The sequence below is a fragment of the Actinosynnema sp. NPDC023794 genome, assembly GCF_040639675.1.
In the GTDB taxonomy this organism is placed as follows: domain Bacteria; phylum Actinomycetota; class Actinomycetes; order Mycobacteriales; family Pseudonocardiaceae; genus Actinosynnema; species Actinosynnema luteola.
Genome location: NZ_JBFAFR010000011.1, coordinates 108756 through 126180 on the forward strand (window position 1 = coordinate 108756; position 17425 = coordinate 126180).

Below are 17425 nucleotides of genomic sequence, written 5' to 3' on the forward strand. Positions count from 1 at the left end.
CCGGCCGCCGCACCACCGAAACCCACCTCGTCCTCGAAGCCCGACCCCGAAACCAACCGGGGGAGCGGCCTCACCGCACCGCGTTCCCCGCCACCAACTCCGCACCCAACCGCGCCAACTCCGCCCGCACCTCCTCCGACTCCACCACCTCCACCAACGCACCCCACCCCGCCAACACCTGCGCGATCATCAGCGGAGCAGTGGCCGACAACCGCAACCGCGCCCGACCACCCACCTCCTCCAACACCTCGCAATGCCTCCCGAACTGATCACCCAACACGTGCGCGAACCGCGACTCCACCGACACCACCGCCGACACCGACGACCGCCGCCGCTCCACCTCCGACACCACCCGCCCCCACGCCACCGACAAGTCGAACCCCTCGGGCCGCACGAACACCTCATCCGTCACCCGCGCCGACACCACCCGATCCACCCGGAACGTCCGCTCACCCGCCGCCGTACCCGCCACCAAGTACCAAACCTCGTCCTTGTCCACCAACCCCCACGGCTCCACCACCCGCTCCGACCGCACCCGCCCACGCCCCTCGTACACCAACACCACCCGCCGACGCCCCACCACCGCCTCCTGCAACACACCCACCAACCCCGGCCGCTCCCGACCGACACCACCCCACCCCGCCACATCCACCACCACCGCGTCCGCCGCCGCCCGGGCACCCTCCCGGAACGTCTCCGGCAACGCCCGCACCAACTTCCGCAACGCCGCCCGCACCTCAGGCGACCCCGACGCCGCAGGCCCCACCAACAAGAACAACGCCCGCGCCTCCGACGACGTCAACCCACTCAGATCCGTCCGCGCACGCCCCACCAACCGCCAACCACCACCACGCCCCGGCTGCGGGTACACCGGCACACCCGCCGACGACAACGCCTCCAGATCCCGACGCGCCGTCGCCACCGACACCTCCAGCTCACCGGCCAACTCCGCCGCCGTCACCCGACCCCGCGCCTGCATCAACAACAGGACAGCCACCAACCGGTCCGCACGCATGAACCCAGTCTCGCCCGAAAAGTGCTCACTCGGTGAGCACTTTGACCGCCAAAGTACGGGGACAAGCGACACCGACCGGAAGAGGAACCACCATGCTCCGCGGACTCACCACCACCAGCTTCTTCGCCGACGACCTCGACGCCGCCGCCACCTGGTACACCGAGTTCTTCGGCATCGAGCCCTACTTCACCGTCCCCGGCGGCTACATCGAATTCCGCATCGGCGACTACGAACACGAGTTCGGCATCGTCAAGAGCGACTACGCACCCCACGACACCCACACCGCCCCCGCCGGCTCCATCACCTACTGGGCCGTCGACGACCTCCACGCCACCCTCGACCGCCTCACCGAACTCGGCGCCACACCCCACGACGACCCCAAGGTCCGCGGCGAGGGCTACGTCACCGCCAGCGTCCTCGACCCCTTCGGCAACGTCCTCGGCATCATGGCCAACGCCCACTACCACGACATCCTCGACCGCCTGACCCCCACCCGAACCACCTGAAGGACACCGAAGCGCAGGGGCTGTATCGGTTCCGCGAACCCGATACAGTCCGCTCCTTCCCAGCGCCCGCACCACCAGCGCCCCAAGGAGCCCGGATGCCGCCGCGGATCTCCGTCGTGATCCCCACCTACAACCGCGCCGAACTCCTCCGCCGCACCCTCGACAGCCTCACCGACCAAACCCTCCCACCCGACGACTACGAGATCATCGTCTGCGACGACGGCTCGAACGACCACACCGCCGACGTCGTCAAGACCTTCCACGACCGCCTCCACCTGCACTACCACCACCAACCCGACCTCGGCCGCCGCGTCGCACACGCCCGCAACGCCGGCGCCCGCCACGCCACCGCGCCCGTCCTCGCCTTCCTCGACTGCGGCACCCTCGCCGGACCCGACCTCACCCGCGCACACGCCGACGCCCACACCGCACACCCCACCCTCAACCTCGGCTACGTCCACGGCTACCGCCCCTGGGACCCCACACCCGGCCTCGCCGAAGCCATCACCACCGGAACCCCGAAGCAGGTCCACCAGGACTTCAAGGACCACCCCGGCTTCCGCGACATCCGCCACGAACCCCTCGCCGCCGTCGACTTCCAGCCCGACCGGCTCGCCTTCCCCTGGCTCTTCGCCTGGGGCATGAACCTCTCCGTGCGCGCCACCGACTTCGACGCCGTCGGCGGCTTCGACGAACGCTTCGTCACCTGGGGCACCGAAGACATCGAACTCGGCTACCGCCTGCACCGACACGGCCTCGCCACCCACTTCGACCTCACCGCCTGGGCCGTCGAACCACCGCACGAACGCGACACGGGGGAGATGCTCGCCAGCGCCAAGCGCACCATGCGGCAATTTCTCGACAAGACCCACGAACCCGGCGTCGAACTCGTCTGGGCCTCCCTGGAGCGCGACGACCCGCTCATCGCCGAAGCCGAACACCGCACCCTGACCACGTGGACCGACCAGGCCCGCGACCTCGACGTTCGAACGGAGATCGAACAGCACACCGCCGACGCCGGGGGACCGGTGTGCGTCGTCGGCTGCGGCGACGACATCCCGGACACCCTGCCCGAGGGCAGCGTCCTGATCGACTTCGACGCCGAGCTCCTGGCGAAGGCCGGCGGCACGCACGCGCGACACCACGCGATCGGCCTGCAGATCCCGCTGCCGGACGACGCGGTGCACCGCGTCGTCGTCACCTCACGACTCGACGGCATGTGGGGCACGTGGGGCGACACCATCACCGCGGAGGCGAAGCGGGTGGGCAGGGAAGCGCCCCGGACGCTTCCCGAACGTTCTACTTAACATAATGTAGATTATCGGCGTTCCGGACAGGCTGGTCGGCAGGGGTCGCGGACACCGCGAGCCGCAGGCCGGCCACACCGGCGCGACACGACGTCCACGCGTGACGCCGGTTCGCTCGCCGCCGCGCACGACTGCCGCCGTCCGTCCTCGCCGTCGCTCATGCGGACGACGTGGCCCATGGGCTCACGGGCGGAGTCCCCAGGGCCGGGAAGGTCGAGACAGTCACCGGGGCGCCAATGGAACCCTTGGAACCTGTCACCGTAGAAACGTCACAGTGACGGATCATGGGTGGTGTCAGCGGATGTCGGCCCGACGCGCGTGCCCGGCGCACGTCGGCAGTTGATCACCGAGGCGGGCCGTCGGGGTCCTCGGTGGGAACCCCCGGTCCGCTCACCAGGCTCCCCGGGCACCGGCCTCACGGTCGTGCGCGTCGCGCGCAAATGGGCGTTCCAGGGGTCGGATCGGCCGTCGGCGGAGCGTTCGAGAGGAGCATCCCCCGGTCGGGGCTCGAACCCCTTCCGGACCCGCTTCTGATGGATAATGGGGATTATCCATCAGTCACTGGATCATCCGTCGATCACCGGCAGGAGCTGCGGATCATGCCGTTCCTGCCGGTGACCGGTGACGCCCGGATCGCCACCGGTCCACTGCGCGACCGCCCGACGAGCTTCGCCACCTGGGCCGACGCACCCGTCACGCGCCCCGCCGGCAGCCCGCTCCCCCGGGAAGACGGCGTGGCCCTCCCCTGCCCCGATCCGATCACGACGACCTTCGCGCACGCCGGCGGTACTGCTGCGCGCCGTCCCGGTCCCGGACGGCGATCCCTTTCGCGCGGAGCTCGTCGAGTGCTTCTGCCGCGGCGCCGGCCTTCTTGTCGGCGAGGGCTCGGTGGCGGGTGCGGAGCAGGGTGTGCGTGGCCGGGTCGAGGTCGGGTGTGCCGTCGATCCAGCGGGTGAACTCGGTTTCGTGCGGGTCGGTAGTCCCGCGCCAGGGGTAGCCGAACCGCTCGAACGCCTCGAGCAGTGCTCCGGTCGGGAGGTCGGTGGCCCGGACGCGGGCGAGTTCGCCCGCGTCGTGGTCCAGGACGACGAGGTCTCGGCCGTCGGTGAAGACGGCGTTGGTCCGGTCGCGGGGCACGTGCAGCGCGGTGTAATCGTGGTGGACGGCGATGTGGTCGCGGCGGACGGTGACGACGGGGCTTTCCCGTCGGGCGGTGGCGGCGAGCCAGGTTCCGGTGGCGGCGCCGAGGAGGGTGAGCACGGGGACTGCCCAGGCGGTGGGTAGTTGTGCGGCGAGTCGGAGTGGGGCGGGTGCCGAGCCGGTGAGGTCGAGCAGCCAGTTCGCCAGTGGCGCGGTGGCGAAGGCGGCGGCGCAGCCGAGTCGGAGGAGCCAGAGCCAGGTGGCGGGCATCGTGATGGTGGCGGTGTGGTGGTCGGTGGTTGTCCCCATCAGGTGTCCTCCGGGTCCGGCGGTGGTGGTGTGAGGTAGTGGGTGACGGTGCGGTGGAGTGCGGGGCGGGGGTCGTGTGCGGGGTCGGCGTTGAGGAAGGCGGCGTCGACGATCGTGAGGAGCCAGCGGGCGGTGTGGGCGGGGTCGAGTGCGGGGTCGACGGTTCCGTCCTGGATGCCGCGGGTGATGAGGTGTGTGAGTCCTTCGTGGAGGATGCGGGCGTTGCGGGCGACGATGTCGACGAGTTCGGGGTCGCGGCCTGCTTGGCGGAGCAGTTCGACGAGCAGGCCGGGTGCGCTGGGGTCTTGGGCGTCGGCGGCGAGTTCGGTGACGAGTGCGGTGATGGCGGCGACGGGGTGGGGGGTGTCGGTGTGGCGGGCGACGAGGTCTCGGGATCGGGGTAGGTCGCGTTCGAACACGGACCGGAAGACCGCTTGTTTGTCGGGGAAGTAGTAGAAGACGCTGGCGGGGCTGAGCCCGGCGGCGCGGGCGATCTGGGCGACGGTGGTCTGGTCGAAGCCGTGGGCTGCGAAGAGGCGTGCGGCGGCGAGGGTGATGGCTTGTCGGCGTTGTGCGACCTGTTGGGTGTCGACGGTGCGTGCCACGGCGCGCCCTTTCGTTGACTGATCGATCAGTTGAACTATACCGGGGGCGGTCCCCCGGTTTTGTCGGTGGTGTTTGGTAGGAAGATCGACATGCTGGTGCTTGCCGCTCAGGAGTCGTTCTTCCTCGCTCGTCGGCCGCGGAAGGATTCGCCGCACACGACGGCGGCGTACCGGCGCGACCTGGCGGGTGTCACGGCGTTGTTGTCGGAGGTGACGGGCACTCCCCCGGAGGCGCTGGAGATGTCGGAGCTGACGGCGCGGAACCTGCGTGAGGCGTTCGGGGTGTTCGCGGACTCGCACGCGAAGTCGTCGGTGTTGCGGGCGTGGTCGACGTGGAACCAGTTCCTGACGTTCTGCGTGGCGGAGGAGTTGGTGGCGGGCAACCCGATGGGTGCGGTGGCGCGGCCGAAGACCCCGCCGTTGGTGCCGAAGCCGTTGCGGGGTGAGGACACGCCGGAGCGGTTGTTGGCGGCGGCGGCGGAGGGCGCGCGTCAGGGTCGTGATCCGTGGCCGGAGCGGGACGTGCTGGTGTTGGCGTTGGGGTTGGTGGCGGGGTTGCGGTCGGCGGAGATGCGGACGTTGACGCACGGGTCGGTGGTGGGTCGGCCGGGTGAGCGGCGGCTGCACGTGGCGGGCAAGGGGAATCGGGATCGGTCGGTGCCGATCGAGCCGGCGATGGACCGGATCATCGAGCAGTACGTGGTGTCGTGTCGGCGGCGTTTTCCGCAGGGGCGGTTCGATCGGGGGTCGGCGTTGTTGCGTGATCGGCACGGGGAGCCGATCGGGCGGGGTGGGTTGGAGTACTTGGTGCGGTCGTGCTTCCGGTGGGCGGGGTTGCACGACCGGGTGCCGTCGGGGGCGAACCTGCATGCGTTGCGGCACACGTTCGCGACGCGGTTGGCGGAGGACGGCGCGACGGCGTCGGAGATCATGGCGTTGTTGGGCCACGCGTCGTTGGCGACGTCGCAGAACTACATCGAGGCGACGGCGCGGGAGCGGCGGGCGGCGGTGGCGGGCAACCGGACGTACGCGTCGCTGGCGCGGTTGCCGCACCGGGAGTAGGCGTTTGGGCCTGGTGCGGTCGCGTGGTCGGCTGTCGCGAGTTCTCGGTGGTTGGTCCGTGCGGGTGACTTGGGTGAGTCGATGTTCGCACAGGTGTACGCAGGGGTTATGAGGGCTGTGTGGCGTGGTTCGGTGGCGTTCGGGTTGGTGGTGTTCCCGGTGCGGTTGTTCGGGGCCACGCGGGATCGTGGTGTGCGGTTCCACGAGGTGCACCGGCTGGACGGTGGGCGGGTGCGGCATCGGCGGGTGTGTTCGGTGTGCGGTGAGGGGGTGGAGTTGTCGGAGGTGGCGAAGGGGTTCGTGTTGCCGGACGGTCGGCTGGTGATGGTGGAGGCGGAGGATCTGGCGGGGTTGTCGGCCGGGGTGGAGCCGACGATCGAGGTGGTGCAGTTCGTGGGCGCGGACGAGGTGGATCCGGTGTTGTGGGGTCGGTCGTATTTCGTGGAGCCGGAGCGGGTGGCGGTGGGGTCGTACGTGGTGTTGCGGGATGTGTTGGTGCGGTTGTCTCGGGTGGCGGTGGTGCGGGCGGGTATGAGGGGTCGGGAGGTGTTGGGTGTGGTGCGGCCTCGGGGTGGGGGTTTGGTGTTGCAGACGTTGGTGTGGCCGGAGCGGGTGCGGGAGCCGGATTCCGATTTCTCGGGTGTGGTGTCGGGTGGTGCGGAGTTGGCGGTGGCGGAGTCGTTGGTGGAGTCGATGACGGCGCCGTTCGACGGGTCGGTGTTCTCCGACGGGTACGGGGAGCGGTTGGAGGGGTTGATCGAGGCGAAGGCGGAGGGTGCGGCGGAGGTCCCGGTGGCGCGGGCGCCGGAGGAGGCGGGTGGCGGGGTGGATCTGTTGGGCGCGTTGCGGCGGAGTGTGGAGCGGGTGCGGTCGGGGCGGTCGCGGCGGGAGGGTGGTTGAGGGTTGCGGTGTTTGGTCGCGGAGCCCGCTGATTGTTAGCCCGTTCGAGTGACGCCCTGGTGCGGATCGCGCTGTTCGCGGGTAGTCACGTGGCATGAGGTCCGTGTGGCGTGGGGCGATTTCCTTCGGGTTGGTGACGATCGGTGTCCGGTTGTACACGGCCACGGAGGAGCACGACGTCCGGTTCCATCAGGTGCACCGTGAGGACGGCGGGCGGATCCGGTACAAGCGGGTGTGCCAGGTGTGCGGCGAGGAGGTCGCCTACGCCGACATCGCGAAGGGTTACGAGCTGGACGACGGTCGGGTCGTGGTGATGGAGGCGGAGGACTTCGACAGGTTGCCGGTCAACACCGATCGGGCGATCGAGGTGTTGGAGTTCGTGCCGGTGGAGGAAGTGGATCCGATCTATTTCCAGAAGTCGTACTACCTGGAGCCGGACAAGGCGGCGACGCGCCCTTATGTGTTGTTGCGGACCGCTTTGGAGCGCAGTGGGCAGTTGGCGGTGGTGAAGATCGCGATTCGTCAGCGGGAGACGTTGGCGTTGTTGCGGGCGCGGGACGACCTGTTGGTGATGCACACGATGTTGTGGCCGGACGAGGTGCGGAAGCCGGAGTTCGAGTTCTTGGACGCGGACGTGGAGGTCCGGCCGCAGGAGTTGAAGATGGCGTCGTCGTTGGTGGAGAGCATGGCGGGGTCGTTCGATCCGGGTGATTTCTCGGATGACTACACGGCGGCGCTGGAGAAGGTGATCGAGGCGAAGGCGGAGGGTGCGGAGTTGCCGGAGCGGCCGGAGGTGGAGGAGGCCGGTGAGGTGATCGACCTGATGACGGCGTTGGAGCGGAGCGTGGAGCAGGCGAAGTCGGCGCGGGGTGGGCGGTCGGCGGCGCGGAAGCCGGCGGCGAAGAAGTCCGCGTCGGGGTCGTCCTCGTCGCGGAAGGCGCCGGCGAAGAAGAAGGCGAAGCCCGCCTGAGGGCGTGGCGGCGGGGATGGGTGGGGATCTTTCGGAGTACCGGCGGAAGCGGGATCCGGGGCGGACGCCGGAGCCGGTGCCGGGTGACGACTCGGTGGTGCCCCGTGGTGGTGACGACACGTTCGTGATCCAGGAGCACCACGCGTCGCGGCTGCACTGGGACGTGCGGTTGGAGCGGGGTGGGGTGTTGGTGTCGTGGGCGGTGCCGAAGGGGTTGCCGACGGAGCCGGGGACGATCCGGTTGGCGGTGCGGACCGAGGATCACCCGTTGGAGTACGCGTCGTTCTCGGGTGTGATCCCGAAGGGCGAGTACGGCGCGGGTGAGATGGTGATCTGGGACCGGGGTCGGTACGAGACGGTGAAGTGGTCCGACCGCGAGGTGGACGTGGTGTTGCACGGTTCGCGGGTGGAGGGCGAGTTCGTGTTCTTCCGCCGTGGGTCGGGCGGCGGGGCGGACGGGGCGGGCAAGGACTGGATGGTGCGGCGGCGGCACGGGGCGGCGCGTCCGGATTGGGCGCCGTTGCCGGAGTCGCTGTCGCCCATGTTGGCGACGCCCGCGGCGGAGTTGCCGGGGCCGGCGGCGAAGTGGGCGTTCGAGTTCAAGTGGGACGGGGTGCGGGCGATCGCCCGGGTCGAGGGTGGTCGGGTGCGGTTGACGAGCCGGTTGGGCAACGACGTGACGTCGACGTACCCGGAGTTGCAGGGGTTGGGTGCGCAGCTGGGTGTCACGCAGGTGTTGTTGGACGGCGAGATCGTGGCGTTGGAGGGTGGGCGGCCGAGTTTCGGGGTGTTGCAGCAGCGGATGCACGCCTCGGCGGCGCAGGCGCGGCGGTTGGTGGCGGGGACGCCGGTGACGTTCCTGGTGTTCGACGTGTTGCACCTGGACGGCTCCCCCACGCTGGAGCTGCCGTACGCGCGGCGTCGTGAGCTGTTGGAGGGGTTGGGGTTGGCGGGCGCTCATTGGTTGACGCCGAAGGCGTTCCCGGGTCAGGGGGCGGCGGTGTTGGCGGCGAGCCGGGAGCAGGGGTTGGAGGGGGTGGTGGCGAAGCGGCTGGATTCGCGGTACGTGCCGGGTCGGCGGTCGCCGCAGTGGGTGAAGGTGACGGCGGTGGCGACGCAGGAGGTGGTGGTCGGGGGGTGGCGGCCGGGTGAGGGCAAGCGCAAGGGCGTGGTGGGGTCGTTGCTGCTGGGTATCCCGGACGGGCAGGGCGGGTTGGTGTTCGCGGGGTCGGTGGGCACGGGGTTCGACCAGGCGGAGTTGGAGCGGTTGACGGCGCGGTTGTCGGGGTCGGAGGTGACGGGGTCGCCGTTCACCTCGGAGGTGCCGCGGGAGCGGGCCCGGGGTGCGCGGTGGGTGCGTCCGGAGTTGGTGGGTGAGGTGGCGTACCGGCAGTGGACGGCGGACGGTCGGCTGCGGTTCCCGACGTGGCGGGGGTTGCGGCCGGACCGGGCGCCCGGGGAGGTGCGGCGTGGTGACGGGTGAGGCGTTGGTGCGGGTGGAGGGTCGTCGGTTGAAGCTGACGAACCTGGACAAGGTGCTGTACCCGGAGGTGGGGTTCACCAAGGCGGAGGTGATCGACTACTACACGCGGATCGCGCCGGTGTTGTTGCCGCACGTGGCGGGTCGGCCGATGACGGTGCGGCGGTATCCGAACGGGGTGGACGGGAAGTCGTTCTTCGAGAAGAACGCGCCGTCGCACGCGCCGGAGTGGGTGCGGACGGTGCGGGTGGAGACGCCGGGGTCGTCGCGGGGTGCGGAGTACGCGGACTTCGTCGTGGTGGACGACCTGGCGACGGTGGTGTGGTTGGCGAACCTGGCGGCGTTGGAGTTGCACGTGCCGCAGTGGACGGTGGGTGCGCGGGGTGGGCGGCACTCCCCCGATCTGCTGGTGTTCGACCTGGATCCGGGTGAGCCGGCGACGGTGGTGGAGTGCTGTCGGGTGGCGTGCCGGGTGCGGGAGGTGTTGGAGGGTGACGGGTTGGTCCCGGTGGTGAAGACGTCGGGGTCGAAGGGGTTGCAGGTGTACGCGGCGGTGTCGGTGTCGTCGGCGGAGCGGACGTCGGAGTACGCGAAGGGTGTGGCGCAGCGGTTGGCGCGCGAGTGGCCGGAGGAGGTGGTGTGGCGGATGGCGAAGGCGCAGCGGACGGGGAAGGTGTTGATCGACTGGTCGCAGAACAACCCGGCGAAGACGACGGTGGCGCCGTATTCGCTGCGCGCCCGGCCGCGGCCGTCGGTGTCGACGCCGGTGTCGTGGGACGAGGTGGAGGCGTGCCGGGTGGTGGAGGACCTGGTGTTCCTGGCCGACGAGGTGCGGGAGCGGGTGGACGCGGGGGGTGATCTGTTCGCGGTGGGAGAGCCGTCGTCTCTCCCCCGGTGACGCCCGGCCCGGGGTGGGGGTGGTGTCGGGGTGAGGGAGGATTCGCGGGTGCGGTTCGGGGTGTTGGGTCCGATGGTGGTGCGGCGTGCGGACGGGACGGAGGTCCGGGTCGGTGGGCCGCGGTTGCGGGCGTTGTTGGCGTTGTTGGCGGTGGACGCGGGCCGGGTGGTGGGTGTCGACCGGGTGAGCGAGGCCCTGTACGGGCCGTGTCCGCCGGCGGGGGTGGGCAACGCGATCCAGTCGCAGGTGTCGCGGCTGCGGTCGGTGCTCGACGTGGAGGTGGAGCGGTCGGCGGCCGGGTACCGGCTGGTGGTGGATCCGGGTGAGGTGGACGCGCTGCGGTTCGAGGACCTGGTGGCGCGGGGTTTGCCGGGTGAGGCTCTGGCGTTGTGGCGTGGTCCGGCGTTGCGGGACGTGGGTGACGCGCCGTTCGCGGCGGTGTGCGCGGCGCGGTGGGAGGAGTTGCGGCTGCGTGCGGTGGAGGACCACGAGGGCGCGTCGGTGGGGTTGTTGCGGGAGTTGGTGGCGGCGCACCCGACGCGGGAGCGGTTGGTGGCGCGGTTGGTGCGGGTGCTGCACCGGGAGGGGCGGCAGGCGGAGGCGTTGGGGTTGTTCGAGCGGACGCGCCGGTTGTTGGCCGAGGAGTTGGGCGCGGACCCCTCCCCCGGGCTGCTGGCGGCGCACGGCGAGGTGGTGCGGGGCGAGGGGCCGGTGGCGCGGCGGGTGTTGCCGGCGCAGTTGACGAGTTTCGTGGGCCGTGAGGAGGAGGTGCGGCTGGTCGGGGCGGCGTTGGGGTCGTCGCGGTTGGTGACGTTGACGGGTCCGGGTGGTGCGGGCAAGACGCGGTTGGCGGTGGAGGCGGCGGCCCGGGAGTCGGGTGAGGTGTTCTTCGTGGACCTGGCGCCGTTGGCGGTGGGCGGGGACGTGCCGCGGGCGGTGGTGTCGGCGTTGGGGCTGCGGGAGGACGGGATGCGGCCGGTGACGGCGCCGGTGGCGCGGTTGGTGGCGGCGTTGCGGGACCGGCCGGTGTTGGTGGTGTTGGACAACTGCGAGCACGTGGTGGACGACGCGGCGGCGTTGGCGGCCGGGTTGTTGGCGCGGTGCGCGGGGTTGCGGGTGTTGGCGACGTCGCGGGAGGCGTTGGGGGTGACCGGGGAGGTGGTGCGCCCGGTGCCGCCGTTGGAAGCGGGCGGGGCGGGGTCGGCTGCGGTGCGGTTGTTCGCGGACCGGGCGGTGGCGGTGAACCCGTCGTTCCGGCTGGACCCGGGGACGGCGGAGCTGGTGGTGGGGATCTGCCGGGCGTTGGACGGGTTGCCGTTGGCGATCGAGCTGGCGGCGGCGCGGGTGCGGTCGTTGCCGGTGGCGGAGGTCGCGGCGCGGTTGGGTGACCCGTTCCGGTTGTTGTCGCGGGGTAGTCGGGCGGCGGTGGCGCGGCATCGGACGTTGCACGCGGTGGTGGAGTGGAGTTGGGGGTTGTTGGACGCCGACGAGCGGGTGGTGGCGCGGCGGTTGACGGTGTTCCGGGGCGGGGCGACGTTGGGCGCCGCGGCGGCGGTGTGCGGGGTGGCGGGTGTGGACGAGGTGTTGCCGTCGTTGGCGGACAAGTCGTTGGTGGAGGTGTCCGGGAACCGGTATCGGATGTCGGAGACGATCCGGGCGTTCTGCGCGGCGCGGTTGGCGGAGTCGGGTGAGGAGCAGGGGGTGTTGCGGGCGCACGCGGAGCACTTCGCGGGGGTGGCGGCCGAGGCGGCGCCGCACCTGTACGGGGCGGGGCAGCTGGTGCGGTTGGGGCGGTTGGCGGCGGAGCACGAGAACCTGACGGCGGCGGTGCGGTGGGCGGCGGAGCGTGATCACGGGCTGGCGTTGCGGTTGGCGGCGGACCTGGGGTGGCCGTGGTGGTTGCGGGGGTTGCGCGCGGAGGGCGCGGCGTTGGCGGCGGAGGTGGTGCGGGCGGTGGGTCCGACGCCGCCGGCCGGGTTGGCCGAGGAGTACCTGTTGTGCTTGGTGAACGCGTCGTCGACGGGGGCGGCGGGGTTGCCGGGGTCGCCGTCGCCGCGGGATCCGATGCCGGCGGGGCTCGCCGGTCCGCCGGCGCGGCCGTATCTGACGGTGTTGTGGGGCATGGCGCACGGGGTCCCGAAGCTGGACCTGGCGGAGATGGAGGCGTTGCGGGATCGGCTGTTGGGGTCGGATCCGTGGAGTCGGGCGTTGGGCCGGTTGGGGTCGGGGATGGGGCTGCAGTACTCGGGGCGGCTGCGGGAGGCGTGGGAGGAGCACGCGGCGGCGTTGGCGGGGTTCCGGGTGGTGGGTGAGCGGTGGGGCATGGCGTTGGCGTTGGCGCAGTTGGCCGAGTTGGCGCGGACGGCGGGTCGGCTGGCGGAGGCGATGGGGTTCCTGGACGAGGCGTTGGCGTTGTCGCGGTCGTTCGGGGCGACCGAGCACACGGCGAGCCTGCTGTGCCGCCGGTCGGAGTGGGCGTGTCAGTCCGGTGATCTGGACGGCGCGGCGGCCGACGTGGAGGAGGCGGCGGTGTTGGCGCGGTCGCAGGGCACGGTGGAGACGTTGGCGCAGGCGTGGCTGGGTGCGGCGGAGGTGGCGCGGCGGCGCGGTGATCCGGAGGGTGCGCGGCGGTGGTGCGAGGAGGCGTTGCGGGTGTGTCCGCGGGGCTGGTTCGGGCCGGAGGAGGTGCGGGCGTCGATCCTGGTGGCGGTGGGCCGGGTGGAGTCGGCGTGCGGTGACCGGGGGGCGGCGGTGCGGGCGTGGGCGTCGGCCGCGGCGTCGGCGCGGGAGTGGGGCAACCAGGTGGTGTTGGCGCGGGTGGTGGAGGCGCACGCGGCGTTGGCGGTGGCGGAGGGCGACGGGGTGCGGGCGGCGTTGCTGGCGGGCGCGGCGCGGGGGTTGCGCGGCGAGGTGGCGGTGGTGGATCCGGAGGTGCTCGCGGTGGAGGCGGCGGCGCGGGCGGTGCTGGGTGACGGGGTGTTCGGGGAGGTGTCGGCGCGGGGCGCCGGGTTGGGGTCGGACGAGGTGGCCGCCCTGCTCGACGCGTGACGTCGACTCCACCCGCGCCGGGGTGGTCGGCGGGGTGGGATCGCGAGGCCGGCGCGGGGTGTTGTTCGGCGCGGGCCGTGACGATTGCCGGCGACCGGGAGGGCAGGTCGATCCGGTCCGAGGAGGCGGTCGAGGGCGGCGTGGTGGGTGCGGGTGGTGCCCGTGGTGGGCGGTGAGGCGTGCGGTCGGGGCGCCTTCTCCTAGGCTGGTGGGCATGCCGAGAATCGCCACCGCCGACTCCGTGTCCCGTGACGAGTTGGTCGCGTTCCTGCGGCCACGCCACCGCGCCCTGCTGGTCACCGCGCGCGCCGACGGGCGTCCGCAGGTGTCGCCGGTGACCTGCGGGGTGGATGACGAGGGGCGGGTGGTGGTGTCGACCTATCCGCAGCGGGCGAAGTCGCGCAACGCGCGGCGGGACGACCGGGTGACGGTGTGCGTGCTGTCCGACGACTGGGACGGCCCCTACGTCCAGGTGGACGGGCGCGCGGAGGTGCTGGACCTGCCGGAGGCGTTGGAGCCGCTGGTGGACTACTACCGGTGCGTCGCGGGCGAGCACCCGGACTGGGACGAGTACCGGGCCGCGATGCGCCGGCAGGGCAAGTCCCTGATCCGCGTCACGATCGACCGGTGGGGTCCGATCGCGACCGGCGGGTTCCCGCCCGAACTGGCAGGCTGACCGCTCCACCCGCTCGCCGCTCCCCCGGCGTGCCCCGGGCCACCGCGTGCCCCGGGCCACCGCGTGCCCCGGGCCACCGCGTGCCCCGGGCCACCGCGCGCTCCGGGCCACCGCGCGCTCCGGTCACCGAGCGCTCGCGGGTCGCCGCAGGGGGCGGGCCCGCCACACCACCGCGAGCGCGGGGTCCCCGGTGGGGCCCGGTTCGACCCGCTGCACGGTGAAGCCCTCGCGCTCGTAGAACGCGCCCGCGCGTGCGTTGGCCGCGTAGTGCTCGATCCACAGCCGGTCGGCGTCGGCGGGCAGCCGGCGCGTGATCGCGTCGAGCAGCCGCGGTCCCAGTCCGCGACCGCGGAGGGCGGGGTGGACGTAGAGCTTGTAGACGACGTGGTCGGTTCCCAGGTGGCCGCGCTGCGCGACGCCGACCAGCTGTCCGTCGAGCTCGGCGACGACGAGCAGCCCGTCGGCCGCGGCGGCGCCGAGCCGCGCCTCGTCCCACCACAGGCGGACCTGCCCGGCCGCGGCCTCGGCGCCGATCAGCGGGGTGTAGTGGGCGGGGACGTGCTCCTCGCCGAAGCGGCGGACGGCGGCGACGTCGTCGGGCCCGGCGTCCCGCACGACCGGTTCGGTTCCCGTCACCGCACGCTCCTCGTCATCGCACGCTCCTCCTCGGCGGCCACCGCGGTGGCCGGTCCTAGGCGTGGGCCTGGTGGGCGGCGCACCAGGCGCCGCCCCAGCCGGCCGGGTTCTCCAGCAGGGCGAACACCGCGCCGGCGGGGTCGGCGACGGCCGCGACGACACCGGTGGGGACGTCCCGGGGACCGACGAGGACCGTGCCGCCCATGTCGGTGGCCTCGGCGAGGGCCGCGGCGACGTCGGGGACGGCGAAGTAGCAGGTCCAGCCGCCCTGGCCGGTGAGGCGGCCGGCGACGGCGCGGCGGTCGTCGGTGACGGCGGCGTCGTAGAGGGTGAACTCGCCGTCGGGGTCGCGGACCTGCCAGCCGAGCGCGCCGGCCCAGTGGTCGTCGTCGTCGGCGGCGTCGCCCATGATCTCCACCCAGCACGGTTCGCCGGGGCGTGGCTGCGGAGCCCACGGGCCGTGCAGGACGCGGCCGGAGTCGACGGCGGCGCCGACGCCGAGGTCGCGGGGCCCGGGGCCGGCGAACACGACGCGCCAGGCGGGGTCGCCGGGGTGCACGCGGGCGGCCAGGCGGTCGCCGACCCAGCCGGTGAACGCGCCGTCGGGTTCGGCGATGAGCACCCAGCCGAGCAGGTGGGCGTAGAACTCGGCGATCGGTTCGGGGCGGGTGGTGCTCAGCTCCACGCGGCGGACACCGCGTGCGGGGCTGTCGGGGGTACCGGGCACGGCGGTGGCTTCCCATCGGGGGCGGGGCGGCGGTGATCAGGAACGCGCCCCATCCTCCGCACCGGCCATGCGTGGCGACAATGCGCCGTTCGGCGGCTGCGGCTGGGCCGAGAGGACCTGGTCGAGCGGCTGGGGCCGGCCGAGGTGGAAGCCCTGGCCGCTCTGCACGCCCAGCCGCACGAGGGCGTCGACCTGGGCGGGGCGCTCGACCCACTCGGCGACGGCGGTCAGGCCGAGGCCCTGGGCGATCTGCACGATGCCGGCGACGAGCACGGCGTCGGTGGAGCGTTCGTCGATGCCGCGCACGAACTCGCCGTCGATCTTGATGCCGGTGATGGGCAGGTGCTTGAGGTGGACGAACGAGCCGAAGCCGGAGCCGAAGTCGTCGAGGATGATGCGGCAGCCGAACGCGCGCAGCTGCAGCGACAGGGCGCGGGCGGCGTCGAGGTTGGTCACGGCGGCGGTCTCGGTGATCTCCAGGCCGAGCCGGCCGGGCGCGACGCCCGCGGTGGCGAGCCGGTCGAGCACGAACCCGCCGAAGTCCTCGTCCTCCAGGGTGCGGCCGGAGATGTTGACGTTGAACCGCAGTCGCGGGTCGGGGTGGCCGACGAGGGCGTCGATCGCGGTGGACAGCACCCACCGGTCGATGTCGAGCACGAGGTCGGAGCGTTCGGCCTCGGGCAGGAACTCCGCCGGGCCCAGGTAGGGGTCCCGGCCGTCCTCCAGCCGCAGCAGCAGCTCGTGGCCGAGGGTGGTGCCGGTGGCCAGCTGCACCATGGGCATGGCGTGCAGGGCCAGGCCGCCGCCGTCGAGCGCGGCGCGCAGCCGGTCCAGCACGGAGACGCGTTTCGCGGTGTCGGCGTAGTGGCCGGGCTCGTAGACGGTGACGCGGTTGCGGCCGGCGGCCTTGGACGCGTAGAGGGCGAGGTCGGCGTTGGCGAGGACGAGCTCCCACGTGTCGCCGGGCCCGTACTCGGCCACGCCGGTCGAGACGGTGATGCTGCGGGCGGCGCCGACGAGCGGCAACGCCGCTACGGCATCGCGCAGTCCTTCGGCGACCCGGGCGGCGTCGGCGGGGGTCGCGCCGGGCAGCACGACGGCGAACTCGTCGCCGCCGAGCCGGCCGATCAGCTGCGACGTCGACAGCCGTGACCGCAGCGTCGAGGCCAGCGCTTTCATCAGCCGGTCGCCGACGGCGTGGCCGCGCAGGTCGTTGACGTCCTTGAAGTTGTCCAGGTCCAGCAGCAGCATCGCGCCGGGGCCGCCGCCGGCGAGCTGCCGTTCCAGCTCACGGGTCACCGCGCGCCGGTTCGCCAGCCCGGTGAGCGGGTCCTGCTCGGCCAGCGCGAGCAGTTCGTCGTGCACGCGGCGGGCGCGGGTGATGTCGTGCGCGGTGCCCAACACCCGCAGCGGCGAGCCGTCCTCGTCGGTGACGACCTCGCCGAAGCACTCGAACCACCGCTCGGTGCGGTCCTGCCCCAGCAGCATGCGGTGGGTGTAGGAGAACCCGGCGCCCGACCGCATGGCCTCCTCGAGGGTGGCCTGGATCATCGACAGGTCCTCGGGGTGCACCACGGCGGCGTAGCCGTCGAAGTCCAGCTCCGTGTCCGGGTCGAACCCGAACATCTCCAGCAGCGTGTCCGACCACACCACGCGGTCCTCGGCGATGTGCCACTCCCACGTGCCCATGCGGCCCAGCACCTGCGCGCGGCGCAGCGCGTCGGCCTCGTGGGTGGCCTCCAGCTCCCGGTCGCGCCACGCGGTGACGTCCACCACCCGGTACAGCAGCCGTTCCTCGGCGTCCGCGCCGGTCGCGGCGGGCAGGGTCTGGCAGGTGACCTCCAGCCAGCGGTGCCCCTTGCGGTAGGCGCTGGGGGTGAGCAGCGCCAGCCCGGCCCGGGGCCGTTCGGGCGCGCCGGGCAGCAGCGCCGGCAGCGACCGGCCGACCACGTGGTCGACGGGCACGCCCAGGATCTCCGCCAGCGCGGGGTTCACCCAGGCCAGCGTTCCGTTCGCGTCCGTCACACCGAAACCGACGTCGGCCCGGTCGAGCACCTCCCGGTGCAACGCGCCGTTGCCGTTCACGCGCTCCTCCTCGCCCACCCGCGGGCCATGATGGTCGAGACCACACGCGGGGGGCAAGCCG

Annotated in this window: 15 protein-coding genes; 9 read left to right on the forward strand and 6 right to left on the reverse strand. The window is 72.4% G+C overall.

Translation table 11 applies throughout. The features are described from left to right. Window positions 1–70 precede the first annotated feature (70 nt). Window positions 71–1015 (reverse strand): helix-turn-helix transcriptional regulator, encoded by a 945-nt coding sequence (locus tag AB0H12_RS23245; RefSeq protein ID WP_499625147.1) that lies wholly within the window; start codon window positions 1013–1015, stop codon window positions 71–73. 92 nt (window positions 1016–1107) lie between these two features. On the opposite strand from AB0H12_RS23245, the gene AB0H12_RS23250 reads away from it, so the two are divergent. Then, window positions 1108–1521: a VOC family protein gene (locus AB0H12_RS23250; RefSeq protein WP_499625148.1), complete on the forward strand. Its 414-nt coding sequence runs from the start codon at window positions 1108–1110 to the stop codon at window positions 1519–1521. Window positions 1522–1616: 95 nt separating this feature from the next. Then, on the forward strand, window positions 1617–2828 hold the full coding sequence (locus AB0H12_RS23255) for a glycosyltransferase family 2 protein (RefSeq protein ID WP_499625150.1): 1212 nt from the start codon (window positions 1617–1619) through the stop codon (window positions 2826–2828). 759 nt (window positions 2829–3587) lie between these two features. On the opposite strand, the gene AB0H12_RS23260 is transcribed toward AB0H12_RS23255, so the two are convergent. Both AB0H12_RS23260 and AB0H12_RS23265 read right to left on the reverse strand, forming a co-directional pair. Continuing rightward, window positions 3588–4277, reverse strand: coding sequence for a YqeB family protein (locus AB0H12_RS23260; RefSeq protein ID WP_499625152.1), 690 nt, complete (start codon window positions 4275–4277; stop codon window positions 3588–3590). Then, window positions 4277–4882: a TetR/AcrR family transcriptional regulator gene (locus AB0H12_RS23265; RefSeq protein ID WP_499625154.1), complete on the reverse strand. Its 606-nt coding sequence runs from the start codon at window positions 4880–4882 to the stop codon at window positions 4277–4279. The genes AB0H12_RS23260 and AB0H12_RS23265 overlap by 1 nt, the downstream gene beginning before the upstream one ends. Before the next feature lie 90 nt (window positions 4883–4972). Here AB0H12_RS23265 and AB0H12_RS23270 point away from each other — a divergent pair, with 90 nt between their 5' ends. The 7 genes from AB0H12_RS23270 to AB0H12_RS23300 all read left to right on the forward strand — a co-directional run bounded on the left by AB0H12_RS23270 (window position 4973) and on the right by AB0H12_RS23300 (window position 13916). Then, window positions 4973–5944 (forward strand): tyrosine-type recombinase/integrase, encoded by a 972-nt coding sequence (locus AB0H12_RS23270; RefSeq protein ID WP_499625155.1) that lies wholly within the window; start codon window positions 4973–4975, stop codon window positions 5942–5944. Window positions 5945–6052: 108 nt separating this feature from the next. Further along, on the forward strand, window positions 6053–6844 hold the full coding sequence (ku, locus tag AB0H12_RS23275; protein WP_499625157.1) for a non-homologous end joining protein Ku: 792 nt from the start codon (window positions 6053–6055) through the stop codon (window positions 6842–6844). Between the two features lie 94 nt (window positions 6845–6938). Next, entirely contained in the window at window positions 6939–7814 is an 876-nt protein-coding gene (gene ku / locus AB0H12_RS23280) for a non-homologous end joining protein Ku (protein ID WP_499625158.1), read from the forward strand. A gap of 16 nt (window positions 7815–7830) precedes the next feature. After that, window positions 7831–9297, forward strand: coding sequence for a non-homologous end-joining DNA ligase (gene ligD / locus AB0H12_RS23285; protein WP_499625159.1), 1467 nt, complete (start codon window positions 7831–7833; stop codon window positions 9295–9297). Next, a complete protein-coding gene (gene ligD, locus AB0H12_RS23290) occupies window positions 9287–10192 on the forward strand; it encodes a non-homologous end-joining DNA ligase (RefSeq protein WP_499625357.1) in 906 nt (301 codons plus the stop codon). Before ligD (AB0H12_RS23285) ends, ligD (AB0H12_RS23290) begins: the two co-directional genes overlap by 11 nt. 30 nt (window positions 10193–10222) lie before the next feature. After that, entirely contained in the window at window positions 10223–13240 is a 3018-nt protein-coding gene (locus AB0H12_RS23295; RefSeq protein WP_499625161.1) for an ATP-binding protein, read from the forward strand. A gap of 214 nt (window positions 13241–13454) precedes the next feature. After that, on the forward strand, window positions 13455–13916 hold the full coding sequence (locus AB0H12_RS23300) for a PPOX class F420-dependent oxidoreductase (RefSeq protein WP_499625163.1): 462 nt from the start codon (window positions 13455–13457) through the stop codon (window positions 13914–13916). A 123-nt stretch (window positions 13917–14039) separates the two neighbouring features. On the opposite strand, the gene AB0H12_RS23305 is transcribed toward AB0H12_RS23300, so the two are convergent. The 3 genes from AB0H12_RS23305 to AB0H12_RS23315 form a co-directional block, all read right to left on the reverse strand. Next, window positions 14040–14552, reverse strand: a complete 513-nt coding sequence (locus AB0H12_RS23305) for a GNAT family N-acetyltransferase (RefSeq protein WP_499625165.1) — start codon at window positions 14550–14552, stop codon at window positions 14040–14042. Window positions 14553–14607: 55 nt separating this feature from the next. Then, a complete protein-coding gene (locus tag AB0H12_RS23310; RefSeq protein ID WP_499625167.1) occupies window positions 14608–15237 on the reverse strand; it encodes a VOC family protein in 630 nt (209 codons plus the stop codon). A 78-nt stretch (window positions 15238–15315) separates the two neighbouring features. Beyond that, window positions 15316–17364, reverse strand: coding sequence for a putative bifunctional diguanylate cyclase/phosphodiesterase (locus AB0H12_RS23315; RefSeq protein WP_499625169.1), 2049 nt, complete (start codon window positions 17362–17364; stop codon window positions 15316–15318). Window positions 17365–17425: the final 61 nt, after the last annotated feature.